Genomic DNA, 18,566 nt, shown 5'->3' with positions numbered 1-18,566 from the left:
CCGTACGGCCGTACGCCGGGCGCCCGAGGAAGCGGGCGCCCGGCGAACGGCCTACCCGGCGTCGAGGCCGCCGAGACCGCCGGGACTGTCGAGGCCGCCGAGACCGCCGAGACCGCCGACGACATCAAGCCGCATCGCCGCGAGCCGATCCGGCTCCGCGATCACGTCGATCCCGGTGATCAGACCGTCCGTCACGGCGAAGGTGAGGACCAGCGCCAGGCGGCCCATCGGGGCCATCGCCAGGCCGACCGTGCCGTCGACGAGCGCCACTCCGGTGAAGCGGGCACGGCCCATCGCGCCCATCGCGCCCTGGGCGACGGTCGCGCCGCCCGTGACGACGACCGGCTCGGGCGTCGGGATGACCATACGGTCGGCGTGCAGCACGACGTCCGGGTGGAGCAGGGAGACCAGCGCGGCGAAGTCGCCGCCCCGGGTCGCGGCCAGGAACGCGTCGACCACGCCGCGCCGCCGCGCCGGGTCGGCCGCCCCCGCCGGGGCCGGGTCGGCGCCCTTCACCCGGCGGCGGGCGCGGCTCGCGAGCTGGCGTACGGCGGCCGTGTTGCGCTCCAGCAGGGGCGCGATGTCCTCGAAGGGGACGGCGAACATGTCGTGCAGGACGAAGGCCAGGCGCTCGGCCGGGGCCAGCGTGTCCAGGACGACGAGGAGCGCGACGCCGACGGAGTCGGCCATCAGGGCCTCCTCCTCGGGGTCGCGGCCGGGCCGGTCGGGCTCCGTCTCGCGCAGCAGGTCGTCGAGGGCGTCCTCGCGGCGCCGGTCCCGGGACCTGAGCATGTTCAGGCAGACCCGTGAGACGACGGTGGTGAGCCAGCCGCCGAGGTTGTCGACGCCCTCGATGCCGGCCGCGTCCGCCCGCAGCCAGGCCTCCTGGAGGGCGTCGTCCGCTTCGGCGAGCGAGCCGAGCATCCGGTAGGCCACCGCCCTCAGATGGCTCCGGTCCCGCTCGAACCGCCGGGTGAGCAGCTCACTGCCGTCCCTCTTGTCGTCCATGGTCCCCCGCTCCTCGGCTCCCGCCGGGCGTTCATGATCATGCCCGGTCGGCAGAACGCATCATGGCAGCCGGGGCGTTCGGCGCTCCGCGACGGGGGTGCCCGCCGGTGGGAGTGGCCGAAGAGCCACAGGTACCGCACCAGCGAATTTCGTACCGATGGGTAGGCGGACGGACGCTGTTGCTATACCTTCCGTCCAACAGCTTGCTAGACGCGATGTCTAACAAGCGGACGTTCCTGCCCCCTCCGAGGTCACCAAGGAGCCGCATCATGGGAAGCAGCACCGAGCGCGAGGCGGCCCGGCGGCTGCTCGAATCCTCCGCCAGGCTGTCCTACGACCCCGCCGTCGAAGTGGACTGGGACACCCCGCTCGACGAGGGCTTCCACGGCATGAGCCCCGAGTGGAGCACCCTCTACGGCACCCGCTACTGGCAGGAGCTGACCGAGGCGCAGCGCAGGGAGCTCACCCGGCAGGAGTCCGCCTCGGTGGCCAGCACGGGGATCTGGTTCGAGATGATCCTCCAGCAGATGGTGCTGCGCGACATGTACGCCAAGGACCCGACGGACCCGCGCTTCCAGTGGGCCCTGACGGAGGTCGCCGACGAGTGCCGGCACTCGATCATGTTCGGGCGCGGCGCGGCCAAGCTGGGCGCCCCCGCCTACCGCCCGGCCCGCTTCGTCCTCGAACTCGGGCGCGCCTTCAAGACGCTCGCGGTCGGCGAGGCCGCGTACGCCTCGATCCTCGTCGCCGAGGAGGTGCTCGACGTGATGCAGCGCGACTGGATGCGCGACGAGCGGGTGGCGCCCTTCGTCCGCACCATCAACAACATCCATGTCGTCGAGGAGTCGCGGCACATGAAGTTCGCCCGCGAGGAGACCCGCGCCCGGCTGCGGCACGCCGGGCCGCTGCGCCGGCACGTGCAGGCGCTGGTCGTCGCCATCGCCTCGTACGTCATCGTCACCAGCATGGTGAACCGCGCGGTGTACGCCCACGCCGGTCTCGACACCGAGCGGGCGCTCGCCGAGGCCCGCGCCAACGAGCACCACAAGTCCCTCATGCGGTCGAGCTGTTCGGGCCTGATGGAGTTCCTGGCCTCCTGCCGCCTCCTCACCCGCCCCGCGCTCGCCTTCTACAAGCGCGCCCACCTCATCTGACCTGCCCGAGCGACGAGCGGACGAGCCGACGACGCCATGACGTACGCCATCACCCAGACCTGCTGCAACGACGCCACCTGCCTCGCCGTGTGCCCGGTGGACTGCATCCATCCGACCCCGGACGAGCCGGACTTCGGCCGTACCGAGATGCTCTACATAGACCCCCGGTCCTGCATCGACTGCGGGGCCTGCGCCGACGCCTGCCCGGTCGACGCGATCTTCCCCGCGGACTCCCTCGCCCCCGGGCAGCGGGAGTACGCCGCCGTCAACGCGGCCTTCTACGAGCGGCGCGGACCCCGGCCCGAGCCCGTGGCCGGACCCACGTTCCACGCCTGGGGGCAGCCGTCGTTCCCGCGCACCCTGCCGTCCGACTTCGCCCCCATCCGGGTCGCGGTCGTCGGCACCGGGCCCGCCGGGATGTACGCCGCCGAGGACCTGCTCCTGCACACCGGCGCCGAGGTGACGCTGGTCGACCGGCTGCCGGTGGCCGGCGGACTCGTCCGCTACGGCGTGGCGCCCGACCACCCCTCGACCAAGCGGATCGGCGACACCTTCGCCCGCTTCCACACCCACCCCCGGGTCCGGATGTACCTCGGTGTCGACGTCGGTACGGACGTCTCGGCGGAGGAGCTGGCCGCGCACCACGACGCCGTCGTCTACGCGGTCGGCGCCTCGGCCGACCGGCGGCTCGGCATCCCCGGCGAGGACCGGCCGGGCAGCCTCTCGGCGACCGCGTTCGTCGCCTGGTACAACGCGCACCCGGAGGTCGCGCCCGACGCCGTCGACCTGTCGGGCACCGAGCGGGTCGTGGTGGTCGGCACCGGCAACGTCGCCCTCGACGTCGCCCGCGTCCTGGTGACCGACCCCGAGACCCTCGCCGCGACCGACATCGCCGACCACGCGCTGGCCGCGCTGCGGGCCTCCTCCGTACGGGAGGTGGTGCTGCTGGCCCGGCGCGGCCCCGAGGACGCCTCCTGCACCGCGTCCGAGCTGCGGGCGCTCGGCGGACTGCCCGGCGTACGGCTGGTCGTGGACGACCACGACCCCCGGACCTGGGCCGCCGTCGAGGCCGCCGCGCCCCACGAGAAGGCGGCGCTGCTGCGCGGCGCGGACCGCGAGCGCGTGGCGTGGTCCCGGGCGCCGGGGCCGGAGCGGCGCATCGTCTTCCGGTTCCACTCCGCGCCCGAGGAGATCCTGGACGGCGCGGTGCGGGTGACGGGCCCCGAGCCCGCCGAGCCAATCGAGATCGCCGCCGGCACGGTGCTGCGCGCCGTCGGCTACCGGGGCATGCCCGTGGCGGGGCTGCCCTTCGACGAGGCGACCGGCACCGTGCCGCACGAGAACGGACGGGTGGCGGGACGGCCCGGCACCTACGTGGTCGGCTGGATCAAACGCGGCCCCTCGGGCGGCATCGGCGCCAACCGCACCTGCGCGGCGGAGACCGTCGGCACCCTCCTCGCCGACGCCGTCGACGGGACCCTGCCCCTCCCGGCCGGCAGCGCCCGCGCCTTCGACCGGCTGGCGCACGGCCGGACGAGGACGCTCGTCGACGCCCGGGGTCTCGCCGCCATCGAACGGGCGGAGCTCGCCCGGGGCGGGGCGGCGGGACGGCCCCGGGTGAAGCTGGGGACGGTCCCCGAGCTCGTCGCCGCGGCGCGCGGCCGACGCCGGGCGCCGCGCTGAGCCCACCCCGTCACGCCCCCTCCCCCACCGCCGGGGCGGGGGCGGTGCGGCGGGGCCGGAGCCTGGCGGCCAGGCCGTGCCGGGGACCGCACAGCCAGACGCAAGTGAACAGCGCCGTAAGCACCACCACGACCGAGCCGCCCGCCGCGAGGTCGTACGCGTAACTCACGTAGAGCCCGGCCAGACTGCCCGCGCAGCCGAGCACGGAGGCGAGGAGGGTCATCGCCCACAGGCGCTCGGTCAGCAGCCGGGCGGTGGCCGCGGGGGTGATCAGCAGCGCGAGGACCAGGATGTTGCCGACGGCCTCCAGGGACATGACGATCGTCGCCGTCACGACCACGTACAGCGTGAGGTCGAGCGGCAGTACGGGCAGGCCGGCGGCGCGGGCCGTCTCACGGTCGAGGGTGACGGCGACGAGCTCCTTGCGCAGCGCGAGCAGCACGGCGACGAGGACCGCGCCGATGCCCGCGACCCGCCAGATGTCGGCGGCGTCCACGGCCAGGACCTGCCCGAAGAGGAACGAGGACAGGTCGGTGGTCCAGCTGTCCCGGGTGGAGACCAGGACGATGCCGAGACCGAAGGCGAAGGCGAAGAAGACACCGATGACGGTGTCCTCCTTCAGGCGCCTGTTCTGCGACACGAAGGCGATCAGGACGGCGGTGGTGAGACCGGCCGTCGCGCCGCCGAGCAGCAGATTGCCCTCGAAGGCGTACGCGAGGGCGACCCCGGGGAACGCCGAGTGCGCGACGGCGTCGCCGATGAACGCCATCCCGCGCAGCACGACGTACACGCCGACGACCCCGCAGACGAGACCGACGATCGCGGCGACGGCGAACGCGCGCCTCATGAACGGCAGATGCCAGGGTTCGGTGAGGAGGACGAGGAGCTCGTTCACGCCGCCGCCTCCTTCCCGCCCGGTGCCGTCGCCAGGCCGAAGGCGCGCAGCATCCGTCCGGCGTCGGAGAGCAGTTCGGGGCCGCCGTCGGCGACGACCGTACGGTTGAGGAGCACGACCCGCGAACAGCTGCGGGCCGCCGCCGCGAGGTCGTGGGTGGTCATCAGCAGGCCCCGGCCCTCGGCGGCGAGCCGCGCGAACAGCTCGCCGAGCAGGTCCTGGGTCGGTACGTCCACCCCGGTGAACGGCTCGTCGAGAAGCAGCAGCCGGGGCTCGGCGGCGAGGGCACGGGCCACCAGGACGCGCTGGCGCTGGCCCCCGGAGAGCTCACCGATCGGCCGCCGCCGCAGCTCCGTCAGGCCGGCCCGCTCCAGCGCCTCCGCCGCGGCGGCCCGGTCGTGGGCCTTCGGGCGCCGCAGCCAGCCGACGGCACGGGTCCGCCCGCTGAGGACGGCTCCGGCGACGTCGACGGGGAAGTCCCAGGCGAACTCGTGCCGTTGGGGGACGTACCCGACCGGGCCCACCGTCTCCACGGAGCCCGTGGTGGTGGCGGTGAGGCCGAGGACGGCGCGCAGGAGGGTGGTCTTGCCCGCGCCGTTGGGCCCGAGGAGCCCGACGAGCTCGCCGGGCGCGACGGTGAGGGAGGCGTCCTGGACGGCGGGGCGCCCGCCGAGGACGACGGAGAGGGAGGAGGCGCGGAGGAGGGGACGGGGGGCGGTGCCGGCCGTGCCAGTCGAGCCGGCCCGCTTCGGATCGGCGGTCGCGTCCGTGGTCATGTCCGTGGTCATACGGAGCGCCTCCGGGCGATACGGACGGCGGCCGCGCCCGCCGTGGCCAGGGCCAGGGCCGCGCCGCCGAGGAGGGCGGCGGAGCCCGCGCCCGTGGCGGCCATGGAGCCGCGGGGTGCCGCAGGGTCGCCGGTGGCGGCGTTCGTGGTCCCGCCCGTCTCCGGGCCGGTGGTCGGGGGGCCCGCGTCCGCCGATCCCCCGGTCGCGGTCCCGCCCGACGAGCTGCCACCGGTGCTTCCGCCGATGCCGCCGCCCGTACCGGCTCCTCCGCTCTCCCCCACGGAGAAGGCCAGCGTCTCGGTGTCGCTCACGCGGGTGCCGTCGGCGCGGGTGCCGGACATCGAGACCGTCAGCCGGTAGGTGCCCTCCCGGCCGAAGGCCCAGCCGCCGTGGGCGTGCGTGTTCTGCGGCACGCGGAAGGAGTCCGGCACGCCGTCGGCGCTGTTGAAGCGGACGGTCGCGCCGGAGAGCCCGTCGTAGTTGTAGAGGGCGAACCGCCCGGGGCCCTCGGCCTTCTCCAGTCTGAACTCGACGTCCCCCCGGGTGGCCCCGGCCGGCAGGTTGTCCGTGGACCAGCCCGGCCACAACTGGCCCGGCTGCTGGACCTGGTCGAGCAGCCAGACCGGGTCGCCCGCCCGGCCGAGGAAGGCGAAGTCCTTGTGCGCCGGAATCGTCTTCCTGGCCTGCGGCTTGACCCGGAGCACGACCGACGACGGTTCGCGCCAGACGGTACGGCCGGGGACGGTGCCGTCCTTCACGTGGATCTGGAGCCTGCCGCCGACGAGCCGGGCGGCGATGTCGACATGTCCTTCGTCGAGCACCGTCCGCGCGGTCTCGACCGGCTCCGCGCTCTCCGGGGCTCCGGTGGACGCGACCGCGCGGGCCACCCGGCGCCCCGGCAGGGGGTGGGCCGTGGGAGCGGCGGTCTCCTCGGTCTCCGGATCCGCGTCGCCGACGCGCACCGTGTGGTGGACCTCGGCCGTGGCGGGCGGCCCGTCGGCGACCGGCACCCGCGCGGTCAGCGTCAGCCGGTACGTACCGGGGGCGTCGAAGGACCAGCGGGTCCCGCCCCGCCCGCCGGACGGCAGGTCGTATCCGTCGGGCAGGCCGTCGGCGCTGTCGAAGCGTACGAGGGGCTCCGCCTCCCCGCCGTCCGGCTCAAGGACCTGGACGGCTCCGGGCCCTTCGACGGCGGCGAGCGTCCAGTGGACGGGGGCGTCGGTGCCGACACCGGTCGTGTCCCAGACGGCGGGCGTCTCCCAACGGGTGATGCCGTCGGGACCGGTGACGCGATGGGCGGCGCCGAGCTCCAGGGTGGTGTCCGGCCCGAGGCTCAGCGCGCGCCCCGTCGCGGTCTCGGTGAGCGTGACGGGCGCCAGGACGGGGACGGGGGCGGCGGTCGGGCTCGGGGTGACGGAGATCGGGGCGGGCGCGCCAGGGGACGGCGCCGGTTCCGGTGGGATGGTCGCGGCCGTTCCGGCCAGGGCGAGGGCCCCCGCCGCGGCGAGGGCGGTCGTGCTGTGGTGGACGAGCCTCATCGGGCTCCACTCCCCTCCCGGCCCAGGCAGCGGGCCAGTTCGTTCGCGTTGTGGCGCATCATCGCGACGTAGTCGTGGACCTCGTCGTCGAAGGAGTCGCCGTAGACGGTGCAGATGCGGATGCCCTCGTCCTCGGCGACCCGGCGCAGGACGTCGGCGCGCGCGGCGAGGTTGGGTTCGAGGAAGACGGCCGGGATCCGCCGCTCGCGGATGGTGGCGCGCAGCCTCGCGATCTCGGCGGCGCTGGGTTCCCGGCTGGGCACGGGCACGACGAAGCCGGCCACGTCCAGGCCGTAGGCGTGGGCGAGATACCCGAAGGCGTCGTGGGTGGTGACGAGCCGCCGGCGCTCGGCGGGAATCGCCGCGAGGGTACGGGCGACCTCCTCGTCGAGGCGCCCGAGGCGGGCGAGGTAGGCGGCGGCGTTGCGCTCGTAGACGGCGCGGCCCGCCGGGTCCGCCGCGGTCAGTTCGGCCTCGATCCGGCGTACGTACGCCTCGGCGTTGGCGACGTCCTGCCAGGTGTGCGGGTCCAGGTCCCCGTGGACGTGCTTGCCGACGACGGCCTGCGGCAGGAGCCACAGGGGTGCGCCGGGGGCGCCGAGGAAGCGGTACGGGGCTTCGGCGGGCACGGTCTCCCTCGCCCGGTCGGGGACGGACAGGACGACGGAGTCCAGCGGGTGGTGGGTGCGGCGGCCGGTCGCCGGGTCGTCGGAGCGGACCCGGACGGTACGCGTCCGGGCGTCCAGGGCGATGTCGGCGTGACCGCCGTCGAGCAGGGTCCTCCCGGTGGCGGCCTTCGCCGCCGCCGCGCCGACCGCGAAGGTGACCGTGCCGCCGCCGATCGGGGCGCCGCTCCCGTCGAGCGCCTCGGTGCGTCCGGCGACGGTGAGCCGGTACGTACCGGGGGCGCTGAAGGCCCAGTTGACGTGGGTGTGGGCCTCGGGCGGCAGGACGAACGAGTCGTCGGGTCCGAAGCCGTCGGCGGAGTCGACGGTGACGGTCGGGGTGCCGAGGGTGTCGGTGAGGTAGACCCGCAGGTCGCCGGGGCCCTCCAGACCGGTCACGGTCGTCCGCACCTGGCTGCCGTCGCCCGCGACCTCGCCCTCCACCGCCCAGCCGAGCCAGAGGACGTCGAGCCCGAGGTCCTCGTCCAGCTCGATGACGGATCCGCCGTACCGCTCCAGCTTCTCCCCCAGCGGCACCTTGGGGGTCCCGTCGGGGGCGTTGGTGTGGATCGTCTTCAGGATGCCGGGCTCCTCCAGGAGCAGCCCGTTGCTGAAGACGAGGTCGGAGCGGGCCACACGGGCGGCGTCGCCGGGGCTCGGCTCGTACGAATGGGGGTCGCCGTGCGGCGGGACGACGGAGGCGACGTCGACCCGGTCGCCGCCGACGTTGCGGACCAGGTCGGCGATGATCGCCGTCGTCGTGGAGACGGTCAGCGCGGCGTCGCCGGGGCGTCCGGCGGCCGGGACCGAGCACCCGGTGACGGCCACGAGCAGCGCGCCGACGAGTCCCACGGCCCCCTTCGCCGTACGGGCACGGCCCGGGGCGCGGCTCATCGCGCCGCCTTCTTCCGGCGTACGAATACGACGACGGCTCCGCCCGCGAGGACCGCCGCCGCGGCGATCCCGACGGGGAGCGCGACACCCGCACCGGTGGCGGCGAGCCGGCCGCCACCGGCCGGGGGCGGGGAGGTGGTGGCGGGCAGAGGGTCCGGCGGGAGCGGGGTGGGTGTTCCGGTGGCCGCCGAGGAGGGGGTGGGGGTGAATCCGGGGGTCGGAGTGACGGTGGAGGTAGGAGTGGCGGTGGAAGTGGGCGCGAACGTCGGCGTCGGCGTCGGCGCGGACGTGGGCCGCGTGGAAGTGGGCCTTGGCGTGGGCGACTTCGTGGGCTCCGGGGTCCCCGGGCTCTCCGGCCCGCCCTCGCCGTCCCCCTCCCCCTCCCCCGGCACCACCTTCGACACGTCCACGTCACCGACCGCCACCGCGAGGGTCTCGCGGTCGGAGACCTTCGTGCCGGACGGCAGGGTGGCGGTCATCTCCAGGGTGATCCGGTAGACGCCCTCGGCGTCCAGGATCCAGAGCGGGTGGGAGTGGCTGAAGGGACGCAGGTCGACGCTGCCGGGGTCCGGCTTCGCGCCGTCGACGGTGACGCCGATGCGGACGCCGAGCTCCGGGTCGTCGGCCCACTGGCCGAGGACGAGCCGGCCGGGCCCGTCGATCTTCGGGAAGGTCACCTTGACGGGACCCTCGATGTCGGCCGGGAGGATCTCCATGGTGCTCCAGCCGGGCCACAGGAGTCCCTCCTGGGATGCGAAGTCCTTGTCGACCCAGAGGCGTTCGCCCGGCTCGCCGAAGCCCTCGAACTGCGGGACCTCCTCGTGCGGGGGGACGACGATCGCGTGCCGGGGGTCGAAGTGCAGGACGACGTCGGAGGGTTCGCGCCAGACCGTGCGGCCGGCGACCGTACCGTCCTTGATCATGAAGTCGAGCCGGCCGTTCCGGAGCCGGGCCGCGAGGTCGAGGTGGCCTCCGTCGAGGACGGTGCGCAGGCCGGCCGGCGCGTCGGTGACCGGGGGGTCGGCGGCCAGGGCGGGCGGGGCGGCGGCGAGCGGGACGAGGGCGGCGGCCAGGGCGGCGGCGGTGACGGCGGGGCGTGGCACGAGTGGGGCCCGCATGGCGGGGCGGCTCCTTCTGCGTGGACGGGCGGCGGGCGTACGGGGGGTGTGCGGGACGGGCCGGAGCACCTGGCGGGTGCTCCGGCCCCCGCCTCAGCCGACCTGGAAGGTGTACGTGGCCGAGGTCGGCCCGACCTTGGTGCCGTTCGCGAGGGTGCCGCTCACCTGGAACGTGGCGGTGTACGTGCCGGTCTTGGTGAAGGCCCAGTTGGCGTGGTCGTGCTCGCCCGCGGCGACGTCCCTGGTGTTGGCGAGGGTCGTGTCGCCGCTGTCGAAGGAGCGGTTGTTCTTGGGGCAGAGTCCGTTCTTGTAGACGGTGATCTTGCCGGGGCCGCTCACGGCGGCCAGCTTGACCTGGACCTTGTCGCCCTGGAAGACGCCCGCGGCGAGGTGTTCGCCGGAGATACCGGGCCACAGCAGTCCGGTGGCCTCGGTCTGCGGGAGGCGGTGGACGGTCGTACCGGCGGCCCCGAGGTGGCTGTAGCAGGTGCCGGCGGGGACGGTGTACGCGGCGGCGGGCAGGGCGCGCAGGACGACGTCGGCGGGCGCGTACTCGACGGCCGGGACGGTGGAGTGGTCGTGGACGTGGAGCTGGAGCGCGGTGCCGTCGTACTCGACGTCGATGGCGTCGATGTGCCCCTGGGACAGGGTGGTTCCGGCGGCGTGGGCCGCGGTGAGTCCACCGAGGGACAGGGTGGCGGCGAGGGCGCCGACGACGGTCAGGGAACGCGTGAAGGTACGCGTGGAGGTACGCAAAGGAAGCCCCCCTGGGCTGTGGTGTGGGTGCGTGAACAATCAAGACGATAATCATTTTCATTAAGAACACGCAAGGTGCTTCCGGCGTGGCATCCGAAAGCGGGCGGATGATCCCGATATGAGTGCGAAGCATGAGTGAGAAGACAGCTGTTGTGGTGGGTGTGGACGGTTCCGAGCACAGCCTGCGGGCGCTCGAATGGGCCCTCGGGGCCGCGCACCACCTGGAAGCCCCGCTGACCATCGCCCATGTCCGCCCCGAGGCGCTTCAGCTCGGCAGCGCCCGGATCGCCTCCCTGGGACCGGCCCCCGCCATCCCGGACACCGTCCTCAACGGGCTCGCCGCCGGCATGGGGACGAAGGCCGAGGGGCTTGACGTGCGCTACACCTCGCTCGACGGCTCGGTCGTCGACGCCCTGACCGGGGCCGCCCGGGACGCCCGGCTCCTCGTGGTCGGCAGCCGGGGGCGGGGAGGCTTCAAGAGCCTGCTCCTCGGGTCGACGAGCCGCAACCTGGTCGCGGCGGCGTCCTGCCCCGTGGTGGTCGTGCCGCACGAGGCGCGGGCCGCGTCACTGGAGGGCTGGGCCAAGGCGGGGCGGGTGCTGCTCGGGCTGCACACCGAGGAAACCCCGGACGAGGTGGTCGACTTCGCCTTCGAGGCCGCCCGGCTGCGCGGAGTGTCTCTGGAGGTGGTGACGGCCTACCCCGTCCCGCCCAACCCGCTCCTGCTCATCGGCGCGCCCGCGCCGGCGCTCCAGGTCCCGCCCCCGATGCCCGACGAGACCCCGGAGCTGGTCGCCTCGACCAGCCGGAGCCAGGAGGAGCGCCTGGCCCCGTTCACCGCGCGGTATCCCGAGGTCGAGCTCGTCCGGACGGTCACGCCCGTCGACGCGGCCGGGCGGCTGGTGGAGGACTCCCAGGAGGCCGGTCTCGTGGTCGTGGGCCGGCACCGGCGGCACCGGGTCGAGACCCTGCTCGTCGGCTCCGTGGCGCACGCCGTCCTGCACCACGCGGCCTGCCCCGTCGCCGTCGTACCGCCGGTGGAGCAGTCCTGAGGTCCCGGTCTCGGGCGGAAATGCGCCGAATTCATCTCTTCGGGTGATAGCGGATGTGGAGAAACGTGTCTGCCTCCGTGGGGACCGCGACCCTCGTCCCACGGGGGCCGATCCACTGGAGCGTGTCCATGCATCTGATCCGACGCCGCGAACCGCACCTCGCCGTCCGGTCGAGCGGGGGCCTGACCACCGTCGAGCTCTACGGCGAGCTCGACCTGGTGCTGGCGCAGCGCGTCCGGCCCGAACTGGACGACCTCACCCGCGAGGCCGCCGCGCTCACGGTCGACCTGCGCCCACTCGACTTCTGCGACGCGTCGGGGCTCGGGCTCCTGGTGCGGTGTGCGCAGCGCGTACAGGGGCGGGGCGCGGCCTGGCGCCTGGTGTGCGACCAGCCGATGATCCTGCGGCTGATCCGGCTGACCGCCCTCGACGACCTGCTCCGCCCCGAGCCGCCCGCCCCGGGACCGGAGGACCGGGCGCCCACCGGCACCATCCGGCCTCCGGCACCCCGGGCGGGGCGCCCGGGACGGCTGCGGGTCTGAGCGAGTCCCAGGCCCCCTCGGGGGCCTGGGAGCCCCGGCTACGCGGGCAACAGCTCGCCCGCGCCGCCGTGTTCGCGGGTCTCGCCGGGGAAGGCCCGTTCGAGCACGCCCTGCGGGCGCAGCCCGGGGAGGCGGAGCTCGATGATGCCGCGTACGGCCGGCCATTCCTCGTCGAGGATGGAGTAGAACGCGGTGTCGCGGACGACCCCGTCCAGGCCGCGGGAGTGGGCCCGGCGCACACCCTCGCAGGTGGCGCCGAGGCGTTCGATCGCGGCTCGGGAGCGGCTGTTGCGGGCGTCGGCGCGCATCGAGAGCCGGCGCACGCCCCAGCTCTCGAACGCGTGACGCAGCATGAGGTACTTGGCCTCGGTGTTGACGCCGGTGCCGCGCGCCTCGGTGGAGATCCAGGTGTTGCCGATCTCCACCGCGTCGGGCACGGCGGTCAGGGGGTCGCCGTGGGGCGTGCCGGTGGTCGGCGGCCACACGAGGGGCCCGCGCCAGTAATCGAGTTCCAGGAATCTGGTGGATCCGAGGACTCGGCCGTTGCGGGGATTGACCAGGGCGAAGGGCAACGCCCGGCCCGCCGCCTGATCGGCGAGCGCGCGGGCGATGTAGTCGCAGGAGGCGTCAAGGCCGTGGGGCACGGCGGTGTAGGCATAGGCCGCACGATCCAGTGCGCCCGCCCAGGCGATGCCCTCGGCGTGGCGCATGGCCAGCGGCTCCAGGCGCACGGTGCGCCCGGCAAGGACTACAGGTACTGGCACGGAACCTCGGGTCTTTCACGGGCAGGGGACATCCCACGCCGGATCACGACGGGAATGACGGGGTGAGGTTCGCGCCGGATGCCGACCACTTCGCCGGATGGGCAAAACGGGCAATGAAACGGTTCGTCACCGGTGCGAGGAGGACAGTATGCAGCCCCGAGCGCGTCCTGAACAGAACCCCACACGAACCCGAGCGCACAGCTGGGTGAATGTCCGGTTCACCCCGATCCCTCACATGGCCCACACCCCCTCCCGAGGGGCCCTAGGAGGCCGCTTCCACGCAGGTCGGATGGCCCCATCCGTCGGGGTTCTTGGTGATCGTCTCGCCCTTGTCGTAGGGCTTGCCACAGCGGCACCTGCCGGGGAACCTGGCCTTGAGCGTGGGCCCCCCGGAGGAACCCGCCTTGCGCGCCCCGCGCGCCGCCCCCGACGCCTTCGGGGCACGCTTCGCGGCCGCCGGCCGGGTGGAGCCGGGCTCCGGCGGCGGCAGCGGCGACCCGGCGGCCGATCCGGCGGGCTCCTGGGTGCGGGCCGAGTGGCTGGCGGCGCGGTCGGCGGCGTCGTTGAGGGGGTCGCCGTCGACCTGGTGGGCGGGGGTGTACACGAACTCGACGCGCCGGTCGGTGAGCAGCTCGTCGATCCGGACCACGAGGTCCTTGTTGGCGACCGGGGTGCCCGCCGACGTCTTCCATCCCTTGCGGCGCCAGCCCGGCAGCCAGGTGGTGACCGCCTTCATGGCGTACTGCGAGTCCATCCGCACCTCGGCGGGCACGGCGGGGTCGATGTGCTCAAGGAGCCTGAGCAGCGCGGTGAGTTCGGCCACGTTGTTGGTCGCCGTGCCGAGCGGGCCGGCCTCCCAGTGGGCGATGACGCCGTCCTCGGCGCCGATGACCCAGGCCCAGGCGGCGGGTCCGGGATTGCCCTTGGAGGCGCCGTCGCACGCCGCGATGATCTTCTCTGTCATCCTCCGATCCTGACATGTCCCCCGACGGCTCAGCGACCACCGGGCTCGGCCCGCAGCCGTGCCACCTCCGCCCGCAGCGCGTCCCGCCCGATCGCGTCGGTACGGGTCGCCGGCACGGTGCAGGCGTACGCCCCGGCGACGGAACCGTGCAGGGCGCACTCCCGTACGGGCGCCCCGGAGAGCCACGCGGCCAGGAACCCGGCCGCGAAGGCGTCGCCCGCGCCGTTGCTGTCGACGACGGGGGCGGGCGGGGTGACGGCCGGCACGTGGACGAGCTCGTCGGCGGGGCCGGTCAGGAGGTACGCGCCGGCGGCTCCGGCGGTGGCGACGACGACGGAGGCGCGGCCGCGGGCGGCGATGGCGCGCAGGGTGTGCTCGGGGTCGGCGAGGGCGACGGTGGACAGGAAGACGACGTCGGCCTCGTACGCGAAGGGCTCGTGGTAGGCGGACGAGCCGTCCCAGTCGTGCAGGTCGGTCGAGAGCGTCACGCCCGCGTCGCGCAGCGCGGGCAGGGTCCGGGCGCACGGCTGGGTCAGCGAGACATGGGCGTGCCCGCTGCGGGCGGCGAGCGCCTTGACCGTCTCGGGCGGCAGCCGGTCGTCGTCGTGCGCGCGGGTGGCGTCGTACAGCGAGAGTCTGCGTCCGTCGGGCCCGACGAGGTTGACGGCCCGCTTGGTCCCCGCCGGGTGCGGCACCTCGGTGAGCGGGATGCCCTGGTCCCGGTGGAAGGCGCGCACGAGCTCGCCCTCGGGGTCGGCGCCGATCAGGTCGAGGTGGTGGGTCCGCAGCCCCAGCCGGTGCAGCCCGAGGGCGACGAAGTCGCCGGTCTGACCGGCGCGGGTCTCGATCCCCGGCCGGATCATGTGGCTGTCGGCGAAGGGGAGGGGAAGTTCGGGGACGTACACGATGGTGTCGACGCCGGCACCGCCGAGGACGAGGACGTCGATGTCGGACTCGGCGTCGCTAGTGCTGTCGCTGCTCATGCGCGCAGTCAAACAGCGCCCGCCGAAGCCCTGCAAGATCCTGCAACGATTTTCCGCAAGCGACGACGGCGACGGCCCGCTCCCGGACCGGCCGCGCCGTGCGGCGCGGTCCGGGAGCGCTCGTGCCCCGCGGGTCAGTCCTCGGCCGGCAGGCTGTCCATGAAGGAGCTGACCGAGAAGACGGCGCGGCCGGGGCCCGGCTGGCCGTAGCCGGGGGGCGAGCTGAGGCCGTGGGACTCCATGGTGGCGCGGTAGGCCTCCAGGAGGCGGATGTGGTACTCCAGCGGAGCGCCCTCCGGGTTGGCCTTGCCGAGGGGGGTGGTGGGCTCGGGGCACCAGGTGGTGAAGCGGGGCGTGATGCCGCGCGACATGAAGTACTCCAGGCCCTCCGTGGTCGACGCGATGGCCTCGTCGACCGTGGTGAAGCCGAAGGGCTCGGCCATCTCGACGCCCGCCACGAAGTTGGGGATGACGTTGCGCGGCCCGAAGACCTCCGCCGAGTCCAGGATCCGGCGGTGCCACTCGTCACGCCCGACGTAGCGCTCCTTGCCGGGGCAGTACAGCTCGAACAGGCGCTTGTCCCACACCTCGTAGTTGGGGTGGTAGATCTGGATGCCGTAGTCCTTGAAGCGCTGGACGTCGGCCTTGGGCAGGGCCTGGGCGACGACCTTGCCGATCCAGCGGCCGGGGAAGCGCTCCTCGATGGCCTGCGCGTACTGGCCGTAGAAGTCCGCCTCGTCCTTGCCGCCGACCTGGGACGTGACCGCGCCGCCGGTCAGGGTGTACGCGGTCGAGGCGCCGGTCGTGTCGTACTTGTCGATGATGGCCAGCGCCTCCAGGACCTCCTCCACGTCCTTGACGCCGGTGTAGGGACGTCCGGCGGCCTTGTGCTGGCGCCAGTTGTGGTTGATGTCGCAGTACTGGCACTCCTCCTTGGCGCCGAAGTACTGGCAGACGCGGAAGACGGTGAGGTAGATCAGATAGCCCCACTGGATGGTGGGGGCGACCTCCATCACGGACTTCCCGCTGGCGAGGGTGTGCCGGTAGTACTCGGGCATCGGCGGCAGGCCGACGTCCGCGATCCGGCGCCCGTCGAGGTAGAGCCCGAGCATCCCGTCCTCGCCCGCGGCGACGCGGTACGGCGAGGCCGGGTTGACGCGCACGGAGACGACGGTGCGGCGCAGCTCGTACGGGCCGCCGGTGAGCACGATCTCCTCCGGCGGGCGGCGCAGGGCGGCCTCGCCGAGCTCGGGCAGGGTGCGGTGGTCGAAGGAGAAGATGAAGTACGACTTGGGCTTGACCTCGCCGGACGCCTCGTTGGAGCTGTCCGTGAGGGCCGAGTCGTCGAAGGCGATGCCGCCGCGCAGGAGATCCTCCTTGATCACCGCCTCCCTGGGGACGTGCGGGAAGCGGTGCATGAGGTCTTCGACCTCGTCGGTGCGGCGGATCATGCGCGGTTACATCTCCTCGGTCGGGCGGTCACGAGCCGTGGTGGGCCCCCGCCACCCTAGGACGGCGGAGGCCACCCCCGCATCCGGCTGCGGTCGCACCCGGCCTAGGTCACGGGACCGAGGCCGGGTACGCCGTTCCCGTATCAGAAGTTCCCGTAGTTGACCTGCCAGGTCGGCAGGCCCATCCGGCGCCAGACGGCGACCACCCGGTCCCGGTCGTCCAGCGAGACACGGACCGCGTAGCGGTGGCGTACGTGCGCGTCGAAGAGCTCGGCCTTGACGAGGTCGTCGGAGCGGCCGTCGTCGGAGGCGCGCATCCACAGCTCGTCGTACGGCACCTCGTACCGCTCAAGCCAGGCCTCCGTCAGCGCCCGGTGGTCCTCGCTGCGGCCGGAGAGCAGCACGATCCGGTCCTGGTGGGAGCGCTGGAAGGCGCGCAGGGCCTCGCGGACCGAGACGTTGAGCAGGTCCTCGTCGCAGCGGCTGAAGTCGTACGGTCCGCGGTCGCCGCGCAGCGCGAGGGTGCCGTCGATGTCGCACATGACGGCGGAGGGCAGGGCGGGGTCGGCGACGTACGGGGTGACGGCCGGCCGGTCGTTGAGCCAGGCGTCGCTGAGCCGCCAGCCGCCTCGGGTGGCCTTGGCGTGCTTGTCGGCCAGGATGCGGATGATCTCCTCGCCGACGGGCCGCTCGCGGGCGGCGTCGCGGCGGACGCACTCCTCGACGGGCACGGCGGTGAAGTCGTGCACGACGAAGGTGGCGTCGCGGCCCGCGACGGCGGCCTTGAGGCGCTTGGGGATGTGCGGGGTGAGGTGGGTGTTGTCGACGACCACGTCGAAGCCGTCGTCGACGGCGGCGCGGACGGCCGCGTCCTGGATGCCGAGGACGGTCTGCTCGTGCGCGAACGAGCGGCGGTCGCCGGCCGGCAGGTCGAGCATGGAACGCAGGTCGTCGAGGTTGACCCGGCGCATCCGGCCCTCGGACTCCTCCTGGAGGGCGCGGGCGGCGGTCGTCTTGCCGGAGGCCGGCAGTCCGGTCATCACGTGGACCACGGGCACGGTCAGTTCTCCTCGTCGGTGGTGAAGGGGTCGGCGGTCTCGGGACGCAGGGACCGCCAGGTGAACAGCTCGGTGGAGCGCCCGTCGAGGCGCTGGAACAGGGCCGAGCGCAGGCTCGGGTCGGGCAGCTCCTTGGCCGCCCGGGCGAACGCGCCCCGGTCTCCGGCGAGCGGCGCGAGCCGCGCGTAGGCCTCGTCGATGGCGTGCTCGCGCGCCGCGAAGGCGTCCTCCAGGCGCGCGATCACGGACCGCACCCAGGCGTCGAACTCGTCCGGCACCTGCTCCAGGAGCGCGTCCAGCGGCCGGCCGCCCTGGGCGCGCACGCCCCCGAGCTCGGCCATGGACAGGCCCAGGCCCTGGGCCAGCCGCTTGGCGGAGGTGCCGGCGAAGCGCTGGATGCCGTGGCCGCGCCAGATGTCCCGCTCGGTGACGCCGGTGAGGACCTTGTGGAGGCGCACGTACTCGGCGATCTTCGCCTTGGCTCGGACGCCGGAGGCGAAGCGCAGGACGAAGCCCTCGGCGTCGGTGCCGGTCGAGGCGGCGCCGTCGGGGAGCGTGCTCGACTCCGTCAGCTTGACGAGCTCGTCCAGCGGCATGGGCGGATGGACCGTGACGACGGAGCCGACCCCGGTCCAGTGGGCCGCGGCCTCGGCGAGGGCGACTTCGGTGCCGTCCGGGCCGAAGGCGGCGAGCAGGACGAGGTCCCGGCGGTCCCCGTAGTCGACGACGATGCGGTTCTGCGGGTAGAGGATCTCGGCGAGGTACGTCACGCCCGGCACGAGCGCCGAGGTGTCGGCGGCGTCGAGGCGGAGCTGCGCCCAGGTGGCCTGGGTGCTGATGAAGGAGCCCTTGGAGGCGACCCGCCAGCGCCCCTCGTAGTGGAAGACGACGCCGAGGCTGCCGTCGACCTTCTCGTACACCTCGAACGGCTCGTCGGGCAGCGCGGGCGCGTAGGGGCGGCCGGACTCGTGCTCGGAGACGTTGAAGAACTTCGGCAGGGGCAGGGCGACGATCCGGCCGGTGGTGTCGTCGGCGACGAGACCCCGGCAGCGGACGGTGACTTCGTTCCAGACGCCTTCGTACTGACAGACCCGCGTGTACGTATAGATCGACAGCGGCAGCTCGGGGTGCGACTTGCGGGTCACATGCCCGGCTTCGACGGCTGCTGCCAGTTCCTGCGCCGGCAGCAGCGCGTCGAGAGTCAGGTACGCCTGGCTCATGGGTTCCCTCCCGGTTTCAAGGAGGCCCATTCT

17 protein-coding genes are annotated in these 18,566 nt (G+C 73.8%); 4 read left to right on the top strand and 13 right to left on the bottom strand.

Translation table 11 applies throughout. The annotated features are described in order from the left end of the window. Window positions 1–51: 51 nt before the first annotated feature. The gene (locus tag ABTZ54_RS33515) at window positions 52–1,008 is read right to left on the bottom strand and encodes a sigma-70 family RNA polymerase sigma factor (protein ID WP_351670878.1); all 957 of its coding nucleotides are present in this window, start codon (window positions 1,006–1,008) and stop codon (window positions 52–54) included. Between the two features lie 269 nt (window positions 1,009–1,277). Here ABTZ54_RS33515 and ABTZ54_RS33510 point away from each other — a divergent pair, with 269 nt between their 5' ends. Beyond that, window positions 1,278–2,162 carry an AurF N-oxygenase family protein gene (locus ABTZ54_RS33510; RefSeq protein ID WP_351670875.1) on the top strand — a complete coding sequence of 295 codons (885 nt, stop codon included), beginning with the start codon at window positions 1,278–1,280 and terminating at the stop codon, window positions 2,160–2,162. A 36-nt stretch (window positions 2,163–2,198) separates the two neighbouring features. Next, entirely contained in the window at window positions 2,199–3,845 is a 1,647-nt protein-coding gene (locus ABTZ54_RS33505) for an FAD-dependent oxidoreductase (RefSeq protein ID WP_351670872.1), read from the top strand. 10 nt (window positions 3,846–3,855) lie between these two features. On the opposite strand, the gene ABTZ54_RS33500 is transcribed toward ABTZ54_RS33505, so the two are convergent. From ABTZ54_RS33500 to ABTZ54_RS33475, 6 genes are all read right to left on the bottom strand, one after another. Beyond that, window positions 3,856–4,740, bottom strand: a complete 885-nt coding sequence (locus tag ABTZ54_RS33500; protein WP_351670869.1) for an anchored repeat-type ABC transporter permease subunit — start codon at window positions 4,738–4,740, stop codon at window positions 3,856–3,858. Then, window positions 4,737–5,528, bottom strand: a complete 792-nt coding sequence (locus tag ABTZ54_RS33495; protein ID WP_351670867.1) for an anchored repeat-type ABC transporter ATP-binding subunit — start codon at window positions 5,526–5,528, stop codon at window positions 4,737–4,739. The genes ABTZ54_RS33500 and ABTZ54_RS33495 overlap by 4 nt, the downstream gene beginning before the upstream one ends. After that, on the bottom strand, window positions 5,525–7,066 hold the full coding sequence (locus ABTZ54_RS33490) for a choice-of-anchor M domain-containing protein (protein WP_351670864.1): 1,542 nt from the start codon (window positions 7,064–7,066) through the stop codon (window positions 5,525–5,527). The genes ABTZ54_RS33495 and ABTZ54_RS33490 overlap by 4 nt, the downstream gene beginning before the upstream one ends. Beyond that, entirely contained in the window at window positions 7,063–8,625 is a 1,563-nt protein-coding gene (locus ABTZ54_RS33485) for an anchored repeat ABC transporter, substrate-binding protein (protein WP_351670861.1), read from the bottom strand. Before ABTZ54_RS33485 ends, ABTZ54_RS33490 begins: the two co-directional genes overlap by 4 nt. Continuing rightward, a complete protein-coding gene (locus ABTZ54_RS33480) occupies window positions 8,622–9,743 on the bottom strand; it encodes a choice-of-anchor M domain-containing protein (RefSeq protein ID WP_351670858.1) in 1,122 nt (373 codons plus the stop codon). Before ABTZ54_RS33480 ends, ABTZ54_RS33485 begins: the two co-directional genes overlap by 4 nt. A 93-nt stretch (window positions 9,744–9,836) precedes the next feature. Beyond that, entirely contained in the window at window positions 9,837–10,499 is a 663-nt protein-coding gene (locus ABTZ54_RS33475) for a choice-of-anchor M domain-containing protein (protein ID WP_351670855.1), read from the bottom strand. 131 nt (window positions 10,500–10,630) lie between these two features. On the opposite strand from ABTZ54_RS33475, the gene ABTZ54_RS33470 reads away from it, so the two are divergent. Further along, entirely contained in the window at window positions 10,631–11,551 is a 921-nt protein-coding gene (locus tag ABTZ54_RS33470; protein WP_351670853.1) for a universal stress protein, read from the top strand. 128 nt (window positions 11,552–11,679) lie between these two features. Further along, window positions 11,680–12,093 (top strand): STAS domain-containing protein, encoded by a 414-nt coding sequence (locus ABTZ54_RS33465; RefSeq protein WP_351670850.1) that lies wholly within the window; start codon window positions 11,680–11,682, stop codon window positions 12,091–12,093. A gap of 38 nt (window positions 12,094–12,131) precedes the next feature. On the opposite strand, the gene ABTZ54_RS33460 is transcribed toward ABTZ54_RS33465, so the two are convergent. The 6 genes from ABTZ54_RS33460 to ABTZ54_RS33435 all read right to left on the bottom strand — a co-directional run bounded on the left by ABTZ54_RS33460 (window position 12,132) and on the right by ABTZ54_RS33435 (window position 18,533). Continuing rightward, complete coding sequence (locus ABTZ54_RS33460) at window positions 12,132–12,857, bottom strand: GNAT family N-acetyltransferase (RefSeq protein WP_351670847.1); 726 nt, start codon at window positions 12,855–12,857, stop codon at window positions 12,132–12,134. A 262-nt stretch (window positions 12,858–13,119) separates the two neighbouring features. After that, window positions 13,120–13,821: a ribonuclease H family protein gene (locus ABTZ54_RS33455; RefSeq protein WP_351670844.1), complete on the bottom strand. Its 702-nt coding sequence runs from the start codon at window positions 13,819–13,821 to the stop codon at window positions 13,120–13,122. Between the two features lie 29 nt (window positions 13,822–13,850). Then, entirely contained in the window at window positions 13,851–14,804 is a 954-nt protein-coding gene (locus tag ABTZ54_RS33450) for an adenosine kinase (protein ID WP_351670841.1), read from the bottom strand. Window positions 14,805–14,938: 134 nt separating this feature from the next. Then, the gene (locus tag ABTZ54_RS33445; protein ID WP_351670838.1) at window positions 14,939–16,255 is read right to left on the bottom strand and encodes a radical SAM protein; all 1,317 of its coding nucleotides are present in this window, start codon (window positions 16,253–16,255) and stop codon (window positions 14,939–14,941) included. Window positions 16,256–16,398: 143 nt separating this feature from the next. Further along, complete coding sequence (locus ABTZ54_RS33440; protein WP_351670835.1) at window positions 16,399–17,313, bottom strand: phosphatase domain-containing protein; 915 nt, start codon at window positions 17,311–17,313, stop codon at window positions 16,399–16,401. A gap of 2 nt (window positions 17,314–17,315) precedes the next feature. Then, a complete protein-coding gene (locus ABTZ54_RS33435) occupies window positions 17,316–18,533 on the bottom strand; it encodes an RNA ligase (protein ID WP_351670832.1) in 1,218 nt (405 codons plus the stop codon). Window positions 18,534–18,566 lie beyond the last annotated feature (33 nt).

The organism is Streptomyces sp. NPDC094032, from assembly GCF_040303965.1.
Classification (GTDB): Bacteria; Actinomycetota; Actinomycetes; order Streptomycetales; family Streptomycetaceae; genus Streptomyces.
This window is presented reverse-complemented; position numbering and strand designations above follow the sequence as displayed.